13 protein-coding genes are annotated in these 17,494 nt (G+C 70.6%); 1 reads left to right on the top strand and 12 read right to left on the bottom strand.

The genetic code is table 11. The features are described 5' to 3' along the window. Nucleotides 1–21 precede the first annotated feature (21 nt). From ACFU8W_RS11470 to ACFU8W_RS11415, 12 genes are all read right to left on the bottom strand, one after another. Nucleotides 22–1,362: a PP2C family serine/threonine-protein phosphatase gene (locus ACFU8W_RS11470; RefSeq protein WP_384035348.1), complete on the bottom strand. Its 1,341-nt coding sequence runs from the start codon at nucleotides 1,360–1,362 to the stop codon at nucleotides 22–24. Continuing rightward, nucleotides 1,359–4,166, bottom strand: coding sequence for a tetratricopeptide repeat protein (locus tag ACFU8W_RS11465; protein WP_384034872.1), 2,808 nt, complete (start codon nucleotides 4,164–4,166; stop codon nucleotides 1,359–1,361). Before ACFU8W_RS11465 ends, ACFU8W_RS11470 begins: the two co-directional genes overlap by 4 nt. Before the next feature lie 67 nt (nucleotides 4,167–4,233). After that, nucleotides 4,234–5,559, bottom strand: coding sequence for a hypothetical protein (locus ACFU8W_RS11460; protein ID WP_384034869.1), 1,326 nt, complete (start codon nucleotides 5,557–5,559; stop codon nucleotides 4,234–4,236). Nucleotides 5,560–5,608: 49 nt separating this feature from the next. Then, nucleotides 5,609–6,640, bottom strand: a complete 1,032-nt coding sequence (locus ACFU8W_RS11455) for a glutamate ABC transporter substrate-binding protein (protein ID WP_384034866.1) — start codon at nucleotides 6,638–6,640, stop codon at nucleotides 5,609–5,611. Between the two features lie 11 nt (nucleotides 6,641–6,651). After that, nucleotides 6,652–7,983 carry a hypothetical protein gene (locus ACFU8W_RS11450; protein WP_384035345.1) on the bottom strand — a complete coding sequence of 444 codons (1,332 nt, stop codon included), beginning with the start codon at nucleotides 7,981–7,983 and terminating at the stop codon, nucleotides 6,652–6,654. A gap of 371 nt (nucleotides 7,984–8,354) precedes the next feature. Further along, nucleotides 8,355–9,338: an N-acetylglucosamine kinase gene (locus tag ACFU8W_RS11445; protein ID WP_384034863.1), complete on the bottom strand. Its 984-nt coding sequence runs from the start codon at nucleotides 9,336–9,338 to the stop codon at nucleotides 8,355–8,357. Next, nucleotides 9,329–10,594, bottom strand: a complete 1,266-nt coding sequence (locus ACFU8W_RS11440) for a 6-phospho-beta-glucosidase (RefSeq protein WP_384034861.1) — start codon at nucleotides 10,592–10,594, stop codon at nucleotides 9,329–9,331. Before ACFU8W_RS11440 ends, ACFU8W_RS11445 begins: the two co-directional genes overlap by 10 nt. Before the next feature lie 3 nt (nucleotides 10,595–10,597). Further along, nucleotides 10,598–11,500 carry a carbohydrate ABC transporter permease gene (locus ACFU8W_RS11435; protein WP_384034858.1) on the bottom strand — a complete coding sequence of 301 codons (903 nt, stop codon included), beginning with the start codon at nucleotides 11,498–11,500 and terminating at the stop codon, nucleotides 10,598–10,600. A 1-nt stretch (nucleotide 11,501) separates the two neighbouring features. Next, entirely contained in the window at nucleotides 11,502–12,443 is a 942-nt protein-coding gene (locus ACFU8W_RS11430) for a carbohydrate ABC transporter permease (RefSeq protein WP_384034855.1), read from the bottom strand. A 7-nt stretch (nucleotides 12,444–12,450) separates the two neighbouring features. Next, nucleotides 12,451–13,788, bottom strand: a complete 1,338-nt coding sequence (locus ACFU8W_RS11425) for an ABC transporter substrate-binding protein (protein ID WP_384034853.1) — start codon at nucleotides 13,786–13,788, stop codon at nucleotides 12,451–12,453. 61 nt (nucleotides 13,789–13,849) lie between these two features. Continuing rightward, nucleotides 13,850–15,073: an ROK family protein gene (locus tag ACFU8W_RS11420; protein ID WP_384034850.1), complete on the bottom strand. Its 1,224-nt coding sequence runs from the start codon at nucleotides 15,071–15,073 to the stop codon at nucleotides 13,850–13,852. A gap of 434 nt (nucleotides 15,074–15,507) precedes the next feature. Then, the gene (locus ACFU8W_RS11415; protein WP_384034847.1) at nucleotides 15,508–16,572 is read right to left on the bottom strand and encodes a mechanosensitive ion channel family protein; all 1,065 of its coding nucleotides are present in this window, start codon (nucleotides 16,570–16,572) and stop codon (nucleotides 15,508–15,510) included. Between the two features lie 362 nt (nucleotides 16,573–16,934). Here ACFU8W_RS11415 and ACFU8W_RS11410 point away from each other — a divergent pair, with 362 nt between their 5' ends. Further along, nucleotides 16,935–17,471, top strand: a complete 537-nt coding sequence (locus tag ACFU8W_RS11410; RefSeq protein ID WP_037698282.1) for an HNH endonuclease — start codon at nucleotides 16,935–16,937, stop codon at nucleotides 17,469–17,471. Nucleotides 17,472–17,494 lie beyond the last annotated feature (23 nt).

Genomic DNA, 17,494 nt, shown 5'->3' with positions numbered 1-17,494 from the left:
GCAGTACCGGACGTGGGGCCGTTACGCCGATCCTGCCCCTGGTGACGGCACGGCGAACGGCAGCAGAGCCACTGTTACGTTGTCGTGGCCCCCACCGTCCAGCGCGTGACCCACCAGGACCTGGGCGCCGTGCAGCGGACGTTCGTGCGCATCGGCCGGTACCGCGGCGGCCATCTCGGCCGCCGATTCCGCGTAGTTCCACAGGCCGTCCGTGCACACCACGACCAGACCCGGCCGGTCCGGTTTGAACGAAGCGGTGTGCGGCTCCAGTTCGTACGCGTCGGCGCCGAGCCAGCCCGTGATGGCGTGGGCGCGCTCGTCCGCGTACGCCTCCGCCTCGTTCATCAGGCCCGCCGCCACCATCTGCGCGGCCCAGGAGTCGTCCTCGGTGAGGCGTGCGGGAGGGTGAGTGCGGTCGTCCGGCACCCAGTAGACGCGGCTGTCGCCGACCCAGCCGACGACCAGGAGCCCACCGGCGCTGATCGCGCCGACGAGGGTGCACGCCGGGGCGTTCGTGTGGTGGTGCGGATCGTGCTCCATGGCCCGGCCGTCGTCGTGGGCCAGCGCGTTGACCGACTCGGCCGCCGCGACGATCGCGTCGTGCATCGCCTGCTGCGGGTTGGCGCCGCGCGGCAGCGACTCCAGCAGCGCCTCGTTGGCCGCCGCCGCGGCGGCGGCCGAGGCCTCGTCGGGGCGGCTCGCCGAGGAGACGCCGTCGCAGACGATCGCGACGACGGCCGGGGAGCCGTCCGGCAGGGCGGTCGTCGACACCGCGAACGAGTCCTCGTTGCGGTGATGGCGCAGACCGCGATCGCTGACGGCCGCCACCGAACCGAGCTCCTGCTCCATGTGGTCGCGCTCGCGGGGCTGGGCGTGGCCGCAGTTCTCGCAGTAGCCGTCGGTGTCGACATGACCGGCGCGGCAGGCCACGCACAGCTTGGTGCCCGCCGTGCGTTCCTGCTCCGGGGCGGCGCCGGTGGTACGGGGATCGGGAGCGACGGGTGCCGCGGGCGCGGCCAGTTCGAAGTCGTCCGATCCGCCCGGCGAGTCGAAACGGACTCCGGCGGGCGGACCGGCCTGGCCGGACGGCTCCGACCGGTCGGCGGCGGACGCGGCCGACCACTCCACCGAATCGGAGGCCGCCGCGGTGTGCCCGCCCGGACCGGCCACCGGCGCACCGGTCCCGTGCGCACCGGTCACCGGCACGGTGATCGCGACGGTCGGGCGGTCTTCCGGCGGCGCGGGTACGACCGACAGGTCGTACCCGCACGCGCCGCAGAACAGGTCGCCCGATTCCAGCGGCTCCTCGCAGTTGGGACACCTCGACAAGGCGGTCTCCTGGTGCATCCGCGACATCTTCACACCCACGTCCGGGGGCGGAAACGGTTGGCCCGCTCCACCAGTTCGATCCTCTCGTCGCCGCGCTGTGCAAGCCGGGCGAGCATCCGGTACGAACGCTCCAGGCCGAAACGCAGGCCGCGTTCGTCCAACTCACTGCCGAGCAGCATTCTCGGCCCGGCAGGCCCATGCGACTGCGACGGCGACTGCGGAGTCGTCGGCTGGGCCGTGGGACTCCCGGAGAGTACCCAGTCCAGCGCCGTCCCCAGCACCTCCGTCGACAACTGCTCGCGGCGCACCGCGTCCAGCCCGAAATTCTGCAGCCCGGTCACCTGGTCGGCGGCCGCCGTCAGATCGGCGATCAGCGGCTCGTGCGGGGCGCGCTCGCGCAGCCGGGCCCGCACGGCGGCGACCCGGGCCGCCGTGTAGTGGATCGACGCCTCGGGCACGGACTCCAGCGTCCGCACGGCCCCGGCCCGGTCCCCGGCGGCGATCTGCACCCGGGCCAGACCGAACGCGGCGCTGACGAAGCTCGGATCGGTCGTCCACACCAGGTGGTAGTACTCGGCGGCGTTGTCCAGCTGGCCGAGGACCTCCGCACAGATGCCCAGCGCCAGCTTGGGCGCGGGTTCCCCGGGGAACGCGTCGTAGACCGCGTCGAACGACAGCGCGGCCGTCGCGTTGTCCCCGGTCACCAGCGAGGTGATCCCGCGGTACCAGACGACCCGCCAGTCGTCCGCGTGCAGCGCCTCCAGACCCGTCAGCGTCTGTACGGCGGCCCCGGGTTCGTTCAGCTCCAGGCGGGCGCGCAGCTCGCGCAGCCGGGTCTCCAACGAGGCGGCGGGAACCGACTGCAGTGCGGCAATCAGTTCGGAGGGTGCGGACGTCATCACGCCGGCGAGGAATCCCGCATTGGGGTCGCTCGCGTCGACCCGGGGGACGGGCAGCGCGAGTGAGGTGGCCCGTGCGTCGAGCCCGGCCAGCCGGGGGCCGGCCGAGGCGTACGTCCCCGGGAGCGTGCCCGGATCGGCGGGCGCCGGCCGCGGTGCCGGAACGGTCGCCCGGGTCTGCGCGTACGGGAGGGCGGCCGGGGTTCCGTTACCGCCCCGGACGTGCGTGGGAGGCGCCGACAGCGGGGCAGCCCCCGGAGTCCGCTGCCCCGGCACACTCGGCACCGCGTGCCCCACCGCCTCCGGCGCAGCCGGAGTCCTGGCGGCCAGAGCCGCTGCGACCGGAACCCCGGATCCACCCGACCCCGACCCCGACCCCTTCCCCTTCCGCCGCCCGGCCGGCTCCGCCCGTACCCCGAGCCGCGACACATCGCCCGTCAGCTCGGCGAACAACTTCGTGTCCGTCACCCGTAGTTCCGTACCGAACAGCGTCGACAGGGCCGGCCGCGGACGCCCCGTCTGCAACGCCACGACCTCCCGCAACACCCCCGTCAGCTGCTCCGCCATCTCCGACGCCGAGGCGAACCGCCGCGCCGGATCCGGGTCCGTGGCCCGGACCAGGAGCCGGTAGAACGACTCGTACGTCCGGAACACCTCGATGTTGTCCGGGTCCGGCAGCGAGTCCACGAAGACGTTCGTGTACCCCTGGAAGTCGAAGGTGAGCACCGCGAGCGTCCGCGCCACCGTGTACAGATCGGAGGCGACCGACGGTCCGACCTCCGCGACCTCCGGCGCCTGGTACCCCACCGTGCCGTAGATGGCCGACTCCTCGTCGTCCATCCTGCGCACCGCGCCCATGTCGATCAGCTTCAGCTGGTCCTCGGTCTGGATCGCGTTGTCGACCTTGAAGTCGCAGTACAGCAGATTGCGGCTGTGCAGATGACCGAGCGCCTCCAGCGCTTCGATGCCGTACGCGCACGCCTGCTCGACGGGCAGCGGATCCCGCTTCCCCGCCGGGGTGCGGCGTTCGTTCGCGATCTCCTTGAGCGCCTTGCCGCCGACGTACTCCATCACGATGTAGCCGTCGAGCGAACCGGTGCGCTGGTCGAGGTGCTCGACGAAGTTGTAGATCCGGACGATATTGGAGTGCTCGATCTCGGCGAGGAAGCGGCGCTCCGAGATCGCGGCCGCCATGGCGTCCTGGTCGCCGGTGTCCAGCAGCCCCTTGAGGACCACCCAGCGGTCCGAGACAGCACGGTCCACCGCGAGATAGACCCAGCCGAGCCCGCCGTGCGCCAGACAGCCCGCCACCTCGTACTGGCCGTGCACGATGTCGCCACCCTGCAGCTTCGGTACGAAGGAGTACGGGTGGCCGCACTTGGTGCAGAACCCCTCGGTGCGTCCCGGTCGTTCGCCGCGCGACCGTCCCACCGGGGCCCCGCAGTCGGAACGCGAACAGAACCGCTTCCGCTCCGGCACCTCCGGGTTCTCCATCACCGCGGAATGCGGGTCGGGCCGCGGCACGTCCGGCACCTGCACCAGACCGGCGCCCAGCCGATTGCGCCCGGAAGCGCCCGACGACGCGCCGGAGGAACGCACCGACACCGAGCGGGCCGTGGAGGTCCCCGACAGGGACCGTGAGAGCCGCCCCGAGACCGAACGCCGCGAGGTCGACGAGCGGGACGAGGAGCGCGACGACGCCCGGGACGATGACCGTGAACTGCTTCGCGCCGAACTGCTGTTGCCCCCCTTGCCGACCGCGATGCCCGTGGGCGGCGAGCTCACCATGCCATCCCCGAGTTCTCGGCCGCGCTCGAACAGGGAAGACCCCATCGGTGAGACGACCGGGGCCAGACCGCAGGTGTCGCAGTACAGCTCACCGCCGCCCATGTCCTCGTAATTGCCTTCGCACGCGGGGCGCTGGCACTGCGTACTCATGGTCGGTCCCCCTGTTCGCCCCGCCGCCGCAGCGGCCCGTTCACCTTGCACGCACGCCTACGCGTACTCATCGCCGGTCCTCCGGTGCGGACGTCCGTCGGACGTCGAGCAGTTCCGCCACCGCCTCCTGATAGCGCAGCACCGCCTGCCCCGCGACCCGCAGATCGCACGGGGCGCTCCACAGCATCCGGCGCGCCGCGTCGTACCGCTCGATCAGCACCGGGTCCTCCGCCAGCCCGTGCCGGGCGACCTTCGCCTTGTACGCGTCCAGCCGGCCACGCAGCTCCGCCCGGACCGCCAGCGGCGCGGTGACCGCCGACAGCGACTCGCGGGCCCGCAGCAGCTCGTCCTCCGCCTCCCGCTCCAGCGAGTCCAGCAGCGGGGAGAGCCGGTGCCACTGGGCGTGCCTGCGGTACTCCGACGCAGTGGCCAGCCGCTCCTGCAGTGCGGTCGGCGGACCGCTGACCGCGGGCACCTCGGTCGCGGCGATCTTCGCCAGCACCTCGCCGCGCGCCGACCGGGCCTCGGCCAGCGTGCGGTCCGCGCGGGAGAGCAGGTCGCGCAGGTGGACCAGGCGCTGCTCGGCGTCCTGGCGGACCGCGAGCACCGCCTCGATCTCCCGCCGCACGTCGTCCAGTGCGCGGGCCGCCCGGTCGTAGCGCGTCGTGTCCGGACGTCCGCCGCCGGGCGCCGCGCTGCCGGGGCCCGGCAGCCAGAACGCCAGCGGGTCGGAGATCACCTGGACCCGCAGCGTGGCCAGCTCATGGGTGATCGACTCCAGGTCGTCGCCCGCCGGGTGCTCCCCGGGACGTACGCCGACGGAGTGCGCCAGCGAACGAGTCCGGCGCAGCTCGGCGGCGAGCAGATCTATCCGGGCGGGCAGCGCGGACCATACGGAGTCGGAGGCGACGACCATGTCCAGTGAGCGCGCATACAGCTCGTTCATCCGGGCGACCAGCTCCTCCAGCGTGAACCGCTCGGAGAGTTTGGCCGGACCGGTGATCGACGGATCGGGCCGGGTGGCGGTGGACGCCACCGTGACGCCCTGGCCGCGCAGAAGTTCGGTCAGCGCCAGCAGGTCGTCACGGTTGGGGGAGCGACGCCTGGCCCGTATCTCACGTGCCGCGTCGATCGCCCCGGCGTAGGCGTCGAAATACCCCCACAGCAGCGTGATCGACTGCTCGGTGGCGGCCCAGCGCTCCTTGGTGACACCGGTCAGATCGGCGCCCTCCAGGAGCCGGCGGCCCGCATGGTCCTGCAGGGCGAGGAGCGAGGTCTCGATCGCCTCGTGCTCCGCGCCGAGCCGGGCCAGCGCACGGTCCGCCTCGTCCCGGTCCATGACCGGGCCGGGGGGCCTCCCCGCATAGCCGGGGAAGGGGCCCGCGACGCCCATCGATCACCTCTTCGCTCTCCCCGTCGGGCGGACCCGGCGGGATCAAGGACTAATTGCTCCGGTACTTGGGCGCAGGCGGCGCCGTGATGCCGGGCAGTCCGGTCGCCAGCCACTTCCGGTACGACACCATCCAGGGGCTGTCCGCACCACCCCTGCGGTAATCGACCAGCACCTGGTTGACCCGGGCCACCAGGTCGTTCGCGCCGTGCTTCGTGGCCACGCCGTAGTACTCGGTGGTGAACGGCTTGTCGCCCTTGAGGACGACGGCCGGATCCTGGGCGGCCTGGCCCGCCGCCAGCGCGTTGTCCGTGACCACCGCGTCGACCTCGCCCAGCTGCAGCCGGACCAGGCAGTCCAGCTGGTTGGGGACGGTGAGCCGGTCCTCGTCCGCCTCCGTGCCGTCGTGCTCGTCCTTGAAGACCGCACCGAAGGACTGTTTCTCCAGCGCCTCGTAGGCCGTGGAGCCCTCCGCGGTGCAGACCCGCTTGCCGGCCAGGGACTTGTCGTATCCCGTGATCGGTGAGTCCTTCGGTGCGAGGACCTGCTGCCCGGCCTGGAAGTAGGCGGTGGAGAAGGAAACCTGGTCGAGCCGGCCGCAGTTGATCGTCATCGTTCGCACGACGACGTCGACCTTGTCGTTCTCCAGGGCGGCGATGCGCTGGTTGGTGGGGATCGCCCGGAAGATCACCTTGTCGGGGTCGCCCAGGATGTCCTGCGCGATGGCCCGCACCAGATCGATGTCGAAGCCTTCGAGCCTGCCCGTCTCCGGATTGCGGTAGCCCCAGCGAAAACTGTTCTGGTCGACCCCGGCGATCAGCTTCCCGCGCGCCTTGATCTTCGCGATGCTCGGTCCGTCGGCGCTCGACGGCTGCAGGCTCGCCTCCGGGTCCTTGCAGTCGTCGGCCCGGGCGGGCACCGCCGTCGCCGTACCCGGCCCGGAGACACCGACGCCGAAGGAGTCGATGCCGCCGTGCGAGAGCGGCAGCAGGGTGAGCGAGGCCGTCACCGCGCAGGCCACGGCCATCCCCGTCACCCCGCCCCAGCCGCGCAGTCGGGCCCGGGTGGAACCTGTCCTGGTCATCGTTCCCCCTCTCACCGGTACTCCGACAGCCTGCGGTTGACCCCGATGATCGCGGCGACCGCGGCCAGCGCGGCGAGAGCCGCCGCCCCGGCCGGCAGCCCGCCGAGCGCCCCGCGCCCGTCCTTCGCGGCCCGGGTGAACTCGCCCTGTTCATGGGCGAGTGCCTGCTCCAGTGCGTCGTCCACCCGGTTGAAGGACTCCCCGGTGGAGTCCTTCGCCCCGATGATCTGCTTCAGCGCGCCCTCGTAGTCGCCGTTGTCGTCGGTCTTGCGGGCGGTCCGGTGGCGGGTCTGCCACTCGGAGACACCGCTGATGGCGTTCGCCACCGGCCCGCTCCCCTGGGAGTCGTCGGCGAGCTTCCCGGCCTTCCCCAGCTCATCGCCGAGGGCCTTCATGCCCGTGGTGTAGTCGGTCTCGTACTTGTCGTTCCTGCCGTCGGCGGTGAGCACCGCGCCGCGGGCGACCACGGTCAGGAGCTCATTGGCGCGTGCCTTCAGCGAGTTGATCCGTGCCTGGTTGAGCACATCGAGCGACTGCTGCCCGTGCACATCGGCGTCCTGCAGTTCGGTGCGTGCGACCGTGTGTCCGACCGCCAGCCACAGCATCAGCACGGTGGACGCGGCGGTCGCGGCGAGCAGCCCGTGATTGAAGACCCGGTTCGTCCTGCGGTAGTTGCGCCGCTGCGCCCAGAACAGCGCGCCCAGCGCGACGACACCGAGACCCAGCGAGAAGAACGGCCAGGCTCGCGCGGAGTCGTAGTCCTGGTCGAGCCGTCCGGTCTCCGCCGTGTAGAGGCGCTCGGCGGCGGGGAGGAGCTCCTTGGACATCTTCTGGTTCGCGTACCGGAGGTAGGCGCCGCCCAGCGGCAGCCCCTGCCGGTTGTTGGCGCGGGCCCGCTCGACCAGGCCGGTGTACCGCGGGAGTTCCTGGTTGAGCGTGGCGATCTCCTGGCCGGACGGCGACGTGGCGTCCGTGGTGGACGCCGCCTTCACCAGCAGTCGGGACGCGTCCTCGATGTCCTTCTCGTACCGCTCGCGGACGTCGCGCGGTTCCTGCGCCCCCGCCAGGAACCCGCTGGCCGCGGCGGTGTCGGCATCGGCCAGGGAGCGGTAGATGCTCGCCGCCTCGGCGCTCAGCGGCTGACTGCGGCTCACCACGTCGTCGGTGGCGGCCGCCCGGTCGGAGACCTCGATCGCCGTCACGGCCCCGAACGCGACGACGAGCGCCGCCAGTACGGCCCCGATGATCTGGAGCCTGCCCGGCTCGGTCGTCGCCGCGGCGCGCAGCCGCGCCGCCGGCTCGGACCAGGCGCCACCCTGCGGCGCGGGCACGGAAGCGGGCACGGGCGGCTGGGCCGGCACGTGGTCCGGCGCCGTGCGTACATTCGGCGGGTATGTCACGTGACCTCCCCCTCGATCGCTGACGGTGGCCGTTCCCCCGGCCGATCAGAGGACTGGCACCCGGCCAGAAGTATGGCCGCAGGGACCGACATCCACACCAGGAACGCCTGGATCGTGCATCGGCCCACGATGCACCACGCATTCGATCAAGGCAGGCGCCGCCGATCAAGACGAATCGGCGGAGCAATCCCCGAAGCGGACCGATCTCCCCACCCATGAACACGTTCGGGACAACTGATCGGTTCCCTTACGCAAGGGGCGTCCTGCGGCCTGATCGCTGCAGGACGCCTCCTCGGTGCCCGTCTGTCGAGGTGTCAGCCGTACTGCGCACGCAGCCTGCTGTGCACCTCCGGCGCAGCCCCCGTGTGGTCCAGCCCCAGCAGTCCGGCACCCAGCACCGGCGGCTCCTGCACGACCCGGACCACCGCCTTCGGCGCGCGTGCCGCGAGGAGCTCGGCGATCCGGTCGTCCAGCTGCGGGTGGCGCGCCGCCAGCACGCTGCCGCCCAGGACCACCGGTGCCTCCTCGTCCAGCAGCCCGAGGCGGGTCAGCGCGACCGACGCCATCGCGACGACCTCCTCCGCCAGCCGGTGCACGAGACCGCGCGCCACCGGGTCCCCGGCCGCACCGGTCGCGAACAGCACCGGCGTCAGCTCGTGCCGCCGCTCGAACTCGATGTGTCCCAGGTGCAGCGCCTCGATCAGCGCGTACATCGAGTCGAGCCCGAAGTGCGCGGGCAGGGTGCGCGCCAGTTCGGTCGGTTCGCCGCGCCCGTCCTCGGCCCGCGCGGCGAACCACATGGCCTCCTCGGCGAGCCCCGAACCGCCGCCCCAGTCACCGGAGATCCGGCCGATGGCGGGGAAGCGCGCGGTCCGCCCGTCCGGCACCATGCCGACACAGTTGATCCCCGCACCGCAGACGACGGCCACGCCCCGGGGCTCGTCGACCCCGGCACGCAGTATCGCGAACGTGTCGTTGCGGACCTCCACCGTGCGGCCCCAGTCACGGGCCCGCAGCGCCGCGGCGAGCGCCTGTTCCTCGACCGGGAGATCGGCATTGGCCAGACACGCCGACACATGCGCGACGGAGTCCACGGGCTCGCTGAACGCCCGCGCTTTCGCCAGCGCCTCGCCGATCGCCGAGGCCAGGACGTCCACGGCCACGTCGATGCCGACGGCCGGCGGCTGGAAGCCGCCTCCGCGTACGGCGCTCAGCAGCGTTCCGTCCGGTCCGATCAGGGCCACATCGGTCTTGCTGTTCCCCGCGTCGATGGCGAGGACCGCAGCGTTCACGCCCACGCGAGGTGCTCCCGGTTGTGCGCGATCAGCTTGTCGGTGAGCGCCTCGGCGTACTCGAACTGGCCGATCAGGGGGTGGGCGAGCAGCGCCTTGAACACCCGGTCCCGGCCGCCGCGCAAGGCGGCTTCCAGGGCGAGGTCCTCGTACGCCGTCACGTTGGCGATCAGCCCCGCGTACAGCGGGTCCAGCTCCGGCACGGCGAGCGGCGTCGCCCCCGTGCCGTCGACCCGGGCCTGCACCTCGATCACCGCGTCGTCCGGCAGGAACGGCAGCGTCCCCTTGTTGTACGTATTGACGACCTGCACCGCCGAGCCGCCCGAGCCCAGCAGCGAGGACGCCAGGTCCACGGCCGCCTCCGAGTAGAACGCGCCGCCGCGCTTGGCGAGCAGCGCGGGCTTCTCGTCCAGCGCAGGGTCGCCGTACATGGCGAGGAGTTCCTTCTCCATCGCGGCGACCTCCGCCGCCCGGGACGGCTTGGTGCCGAGCTCCCGTACGACCTCGTCGTGGGCGTAGAAGTACCGCAGGTAGTACGAGGGGACGACGCCGAGCCGGTCGACGATCGCCCGGGGCATGCGCAGATCGCCGGCGATCGCGTCGCCGTGCTCGGCGAGCAGCTTCGGCAGGACGTTCTCGCCGTCGGGGCCGCCGAGCCGCACCCCGAGCTCCCACGTCAGGTGGTTGAGCCCGACATGGTCGAGGTGCACCTCACCGGGGGTGACGTCGAGCAGCCTGGCGAATTTCCGCTGGAAGCCGATCGCCACGTTGCACAGACCGACGGCCTTGTGGCCGGCCTGGAGCAGCGCCCGGGTCACGATCCCGACCGGATTGGTGAAGTCGATGATCCACGCGTCGGGGTTGGTACGACGGACCCGCTCGGCGATGTCGAGGACGACCGGGACGGTGCGCAGCGCCTTGGCGAGGCCGCCGGCCCCGGTGGTCTCCTGGCCGATGCAGCCGCACTCCAGCGGCCATGTCTCGTCCTGATTGCGGGCGGCCTGGCCGCCCACGCGCAACTGCAGCAGGACCGCGTCGGCGTCGGCGACGCCCGCGTCGATGTCCGAGGTGGTGATGATCCGCCCCGGGTGGCCCTGCTTGGCGAAGATCCGCTGGGCGAGACCGCCGACGAGGTCGAGACGGTCGGCCGCCGGGTCGACGAGCACGAGCTCCTCGATGGGCAGCGTGTCCCGCAGCCGGGCGAATCCGTCGATCAGTTCAGGGGTGTAGGTGGACCCGCCACCAACTACTGCGAGCTTCATAGGTCAGCCCTTTACTCCGGTCAGTGTGACGCCCTCGACAAATGCCTTCTGAGCGAGGAAGAACACGAGGATCACGGGGGCCATGACCAGTACGGTCGCGGCCATGGTCAGGTTCCAGTCGGTGTGGTGTGCGCCCTTGAAGGATTCCAGGCCGTAACTGAGGGTCCAGGCGGCCGGGTTCTCGGAGGCGTAGATCTGCGGACCGAAGTAGTCGTTCCAGGCGTAGAAGAACTGGAACAGTGCGACGGCGGCGATACCCGGCCTGGCCATCGGCAGCACCACCTTGAGCAGGGTGCGCAGTTCGCCGCAGCCGTCGACCTTCGCCGCGTCGAGGTACTCGTTCGGGATGGTCAGCAGGAACTGCCGCAGCAGGAAGATGGAGAACGCGTCGCCGAAGGCCATCGGGATGATCAGCGGCCAGAGCGTGCCGGACATGTCCAGCTGCTTCGCCCAGAACAGATACATCGGGATGACGACGACCTGCGGCGGCAGCATCATCATCGAGATGACGAGCATCAGAGACAGATGCCGGCCGCGGAAGCGGAACTTGGCGAGCGCGTACGCCACGGGCAGCGACGACACGACTGTGAGGACGGTGCCGAGCCCCGCGTACAGCAGGGTGTTCTTCCACCAGGTCAGGAAGCCCGGGGTGTCGAACACCTTGCGGTAGTTGCTCCACTCGAAGGGGTGCGGCCACAGATCCCGGGTCAGCGCCTGCTGGTCGCTCATCACAGAGGTGAGGAACAGGAAGACGAACGGCAGCACGAAGAAGAGCGCGGCCGCGACGCCGAGCGCGTGCACGGCGATCCAGTTCAGCAGCGCCTTGCGGCGTGCGACGCGCTCGGCCGGGGTGACCGGTCCGGCCGACGGGTCGGTGGCCTTGAGGGTGTCGAGAGCCTGCGCCACGTCACTCACCTGCCTGGATCAGCCCGCTGCGGCGCCGCATCAGCAGTGCGGTGAACGCCATGGCGAGTACGAAGAGAACGAGCGCGACCACACAGGCGGAGCCGTAGTCGAAACGCTGGAAACCGAGGTTGTAGACGAGCTGCGGAAGCGTCAGTGTCGACTTGTCGGGATAGCCCGGTTCGAACTGCTGCCCGGAGCCGCCCATCACCCCCGAGGCGACCTTTCCGGCCACGAGCGGCTGGGTGTAGTACTGCATCGTCTGGATGATCCCGGTGACCACGGCGAACATCACGATCGGTGAGATGTTCGGCAGCGTGACGAAGCGGAACCGCTGGTACGCGGTCGCCCCGTCCAGCTCCGCCGCCTCGTACTGCTCCTTGGGCACGTCGAGCAGTGCGGCCATGAAGATCACCATCAGGTCGCCCACCCCCCAGACCGCGAGCGCGGTCAGGGCCGGCTTGGACCAGGCGGCGTCGGTGAACCAGCCCGGCGTGGGCAGCCCCAGCTCACCGAGGAGTGAATTGACCGGCCCCGTACCCGGGTTGAGCAGGAAGACGAAGCCCAGGGTCGCCGCGACCGGCGGCGCCAGGTACGGCAGGTAGAACAGGGTCCGAAAGACGCCCGTACCCGTTTTGATCCGGGTGATCAGCAGACCGACGCCGAGACCGAAGACGACCCGGCAGCTGACCATGACCACGACCAGCCACAGCGTGTTCCGCAGGGCGGGCCAGAACAACGTGTACTCGTTGAAGACGTACGACCAGTTCTTCAGCCCGTCGAACTTCGGGGGTGCGAAGCCGTCGTACTGGGTGAAGGAGAAATAGAGCGTGGAGATCAGCGGGTAGGCGAAGAAGACGCAGAACCCGATCAGCCACGGCGACATGAAGGCCGCCGTCCGGAGCGCCGCGCGGCGGCGCTTCGAACGGAGTGTGTACGTGCTCATCGCGGTTCTACTTCGCCTGTGCGATCGCCGCGTCGATTTCCTCGGCGGTCTTCTCCAGACCCGCCTCGATGTCCTTCTGCTTGCCCTTCTCGATGTCGAATCCGAGGTTCTGCAGGGACACCAGGTACGCGCCGCCGTTCACCGAGGGCGGGGTGGTGGTGCTTTGCGGGTTCGCGGCGATGTCCAGGAAGGTCTTGAACCGCGGGTCGTACTTCAGCTTCGGCGACTTCAGCGCCGCCAGCGTGGACGGAACGTTGTGAATGGCGTTGGCGAAGTCGACCACCGCGTCGGTGTCGGTCGTCATGAACTTCACCAGCTCCCACGCCGCGTTCTGCTTGGCGGAGGTGGCCGCGATGCCCGCGATGGTGCCGGTCAGGTAGCCCTTGCCGTACGTGTCGGCCTCGTCGTCGGCGACGGGCATCGGGGCCACGCCGATCTCGAACTTCGGCTCGGTGTCCTCGGCCATGCCGAGCCGCCACTCGCCGTCCAGCTGCATGGCCACCTGGCCCGTGTGGAACGGGTGCTTGGCGCCCCACTCGTCACCGAACGTGGTGCGGAACTTCTCCAGCTTCGCGTAGCCGCCCAGGTCGTCGACCAGCTTCTTCTGCGTGGTCAGCATCGACGCGAACGCCGGGTCCTTGGCGATGTTCGACTTGCCGTCGCCGTCGAAGTACGTCGGGCTCCAGCCGCCGAGGTAGTGCTCGGTCGTCGACTCGTAACCGTGGTAGTTCGGCATGAAGCCGAGCTGCTCGTACGAGTCGCCCTTGGTCTTCGTCAGTTTCTTTGCGTCCGCGGCAAGTTCCGACCAGGTCTTCGGCGGGGAAGTGATACCCGCGGCCTTGAAGGCGTCCTTGTTGTAGTACAGCCCGTACGCGTCCCCGAGCAGCGGCAGGGTGCAGCGGACCCCGTTGAACTGGGTGTACTCGTTCATCGCCTTCGGGAACGTCGTCTCCGCGTCGATCCCGTCCTTCTTCAGGAAGGAATTCAGGTCGACGAGCGCCTTGGACGAGCAGAACTTGCCCACATTGTTCGTGGTGAACGAGGAGACCACGTCCGGGGCCTTGGACCCGCCCGCCCGCAGTGCCTGGTTGATCTTGTCGTCGGTCATGTTGCCGACGACCTTCACATGGATGTTGGGGTGCGCCTTCTCGAAGGCGTCGACGGTTGCCTGAATTCCCTTGACCTCGTTCGGGGCACTCCAGCCGTGCCAGAAGTTGATGGTCGTCTCCTTGGACGCGTCATCGTGGGCACCGGAGCTGCTCTGACCGGTACAGGCGGAGACGAGAAGGGATATCGCGGCGGTCGCGGCGAGCGCGGTGGCCGTCTTCCGGCGGTTTCCGGACATGGCGGTGTCTCCCGGTGAGGAGTTGGGGCAAGGAAGGGACGGACGTGCGAAGGGCGGGCGGTCAGCGCGACGTGTCGAAGACTTCGTCGCGGGTGGTGATGAGGGCGCTCTCCAGCGCCCCGCGCAGTACGGGCCTGCGCGTGACGTCACCGATGATCAGCCGGGGCCGGGAGGCCGCCAGTTCGGCGAGCTCGCCCTGCACCCGGGCGCGCAGCGGTTCCCCGCCTGAGGCGATCAACTCACCGGAGAGCACCACGAGTTCGGGGTCGAGTACGGCGACCATGGAGGCCAGACCGGTCGCGAGGCCGGTGGCGAACAGATCGAGGAGCCGGGCGTACGGGCCGTCCTCGCCCTGCTCCGCGGCCGCGGCGGCCCGGGTGATCAGGCCGGCCCCGATCTCGTGATGGGTACCGGTGGCGCGGGTCAGTTCGTCGTCGATGCCGAGCTCCCCGGCCAGCCGGGACAGCACCTGGGCGCCCGCCAGCTCCTGGAAGCCGCCCGAGTTCGCCTTGGTGACCTGACGGGCCAGCGGGACACCGGGCACCGGCAGGAAACCGACCTCACCGGCGCCGCCGGTGAAGCCGCGGTGCAGCCGTCCGCCGATGACCAGGGCGGCGCCGAGCCCCTCCTCGTTCCACAGCAGGACGAAGTCGTCGTGGCCGCGCGCCGCGCCGAGCCGCTGCTCGGCCATCGCGACGAGGTTCACGTCGTTCTCGTACTCGACCGGCATCGGCAGGAAGGCGGCCAGTTCGTCGAGCAGGGTGGGGGAGTGCCAGCCGGGCAGGTGGGAGGCGTACCGCAGCCGCCCGGTACCGGGGTCGAAGGCGCCCGGCGTGCCGATGACGACACGGTGCACGTCGGAGCGGGTCAGCCCGGCATCCTTGACCGCGCCGTCCAGCGCGTCCGCCACCTGCCGCACCACACTGTCGGCGCGCCGCCCGGGGGTGCGCAGCTCGAACTCGCCGACCGTCTCGCCGGTCACATCGGCGACGGCGGCGACGATCCGGTGGGCGTTCACATCGAGACCGGCTACATGGGCGGCACGGGCGTTCACCGCGTACAGCTGGGCATTGGGGCCGGGCCGTCCCGCGACGGTGCCGGTGGCGACGACCAGACCGGCCGCCTCCAGACGGGCCAGCAGCTGCGAGGCGGTGGGCTTGGAGAGGCCCGTCAGCTTCCCGATCCTGGTCCGGGAGAGGGGGCCGTGTTCCAACAGCAGATCGAGGGCGGCCCGGTCGTTCATGGCCCGCAGGACGCGGGGGGTTCCCGGTGTCGTTCCGGCCATGTGTGCTGCACCCGCCCTCTGTTAGGAAAGTTTCCTATTTGATGAGAGGACGGTATGGCGCACGTCACCGACCCGTCAATGGGCAGAGCGCCGGTGGCAACCAAAGCGTTATCAGGGGAGCCGGAGAAGGCGCTTTCGGGCCGAGGCGGGCCCGCATCGGCGGGTGTGGGCGGGAGCGGTTCGACCGGTGGCGCGCCGAGTCCGATCGTGCCGTCCGCGGGGCGGGTGGGCGCGAGCGCTGCCCGGGCCCGGCCACCCGGTATCCCTCGGGCGGGCATGGAAAGAACTGCCTCCCGGCCCTGACCTCCTGTGCTGCGGCCCGGGGCCCGTCCCGGTGTCAATCGCCGCACCCCTGCCGCTCAACCCCCGTTTCACGCCGAAGGGCGCCCCGCCGGCCCTCAGGGGCCGGGCGGGGCGCCCGTGGTTCCGTGGTGTTACTTGGCCAGATTCGGCGGCGTGATGGGCGTCGCGGCCAGCGACTGCGGGGATGTCGTCGACGCGTACGCGGACGGGGCAGCCATCCCGGCGGTCGGGTCCGCCGCCGACGGCTCGTCCGGCTGGGCCGGCACGCCACCGACCAGCCGGATGCCCGCCTCGTCGAAGGCCAGCTTGATCCGCCAGCGCAGCTCGCGCTCCACGCTCAGCGACTTGCCCGGCATCGTCTTCGCCGTCACCCGGACCGTCATCGAGTCCAGGAGCACGGAGTCCAGCCCGAGGATCTCCACCGGACCCCACAGGCGCTCGTTCCACGGGTCCTCCTTGGCCATCATCCCTGCGGCCTCGGTGATCACCGTACGTACCCGGTCGAGGTCCTCCGTGGGGCGTACCTGCACATTCACCCCGGCGGTCGACCAGCCCTGGCTGAGGTTGCCGATCCGCTTCACCTCGCCGTTGCGGACGTACCAGATCTCACCGTTGTCACCGCGCAGCTTGGTGACCCGCAGACCGACCTCGATGACCTCACCGGAGGCGACGCCCGCGTCGACGGTGTCCCCGACGCCGTACTGGTCCTCAAGGATCATGAAGACACCGGAGAGGAAGTCGGTGACGAGGTTGCGCGCACCGAAACCGAGTGCCACACCGGCGACACCGGCGGAGGCGAGCAGTGGCGCCAGATCGATCTTGAAGGCGCCCAGGATCATCAGGGCGGCCGTACCGAGGATCAGGAACGAAGCGACCGAACGGAGTACGGACCCGATGGCCTCGGAGCGCTGACGGCGGCGTTCCGCATTGACCAGCAGGCCGCCGAGGGCGGTGCCCTCGACGGCTTGGGCGCTGCGGTTCATCCGCTCGATGAGTTTGGTGAGAGCACGGCGGATCGCGATGCGCAACATGACCGCGATGACCGCGATGAGGAGGATGCGCAGACCGGTGTTCAGCCAGGTGGACCAGTTCTCCTCCACCCAGCCCGCGGCGTTGCCGGCCTGCTTGGCGGCTTCGTCCAGCGAGCCGCCGGGCTCGGGTGACGGGGCTGCGGCCAACAGGGCGGACAGGGACACGGCGGAACCTCCAGATGGACGTGGGCTGACCAACCACACTAACGGGGCATCGGGAGTGCTCCGTTGCAGTGACGGAGGGACGAGACACGTCTCACCCGGGGATATGGAAGGGGCAACCGGTTCCGGGAACGGGTGCGAGGCCCGGTGTGGCCGATCGCACATCGATCCCGGGGCCGCTCAGGCAACGGCCTCTTGAGCACCTGTTCCGGCGCTTTCGGGCCGTGCGGGCGGCAGGCACCCGGGAAAATCCTTCCGGCCCGTTACCCGCACGTGGTGGCGGATTGACCAGGCATGAGGAGAGACTGAGATCGGATCGTCCCGGCGCGAGCCACGCGCCGCCGGCGTACAAGGAGGCATCCACCGTGCCGCATGTCCTGGTTCTCAACGCGTCGTACGAGCCGCTCGGCGTCGTACCGCTCCGCCGCGCGCTCGTCCTCGTCCTGGAGAACAAGGCCATCTGCCTTGAGGAGTCAGGCGCCCTCATGCACAGCGCCACCCGCGCCATCCCAGCCCCGAGCGTCGTCCGCCTGAAGCGGTTCGTACGGGTTCCCTACCGGGGGCCCGTTCCACTGACCCGCCGTGCGCTCTTCGCCAGGGACGGCGGGCGCTGCATGTACTGCGGCGCCGCCGCGACCAGCGTCGACCATGTCATTCCCCGCAGCCGAGGCGGACAGCACGCCTGGGACAACGTGGTGGCGGCCTGCCGCCGCTGCAACCACGTCAAGGCCGACCGGCATCTGCCGGAGCTCGGCTGGCGGCTGCACCAGCAGCCCGCCCCGCCGACGGGACTCGCCTGGCGGATCATCGGGACGGGGCACCGGGACCCGCGCTGGCTGCCGTACTTGCAACCCTTCGGCGCGGACGACGCGATGGCCCGGATCGATGGCATCTCAGCCTGAGGACCCGGGCCTTTGTCGTCCCC

This window comes from Streptomyces sp. NPDC057565 (assembly GCF_042801455.1).
Lineage (GTDB): Bacteria > Actinomycetota > Actinomycetes > Streptomycetales > Streptomycetaceae > Streptomyces > Streptomyces yanii.
This window is presented reverse-complemented; position numbering and strand designations above follow the sequence as displayed.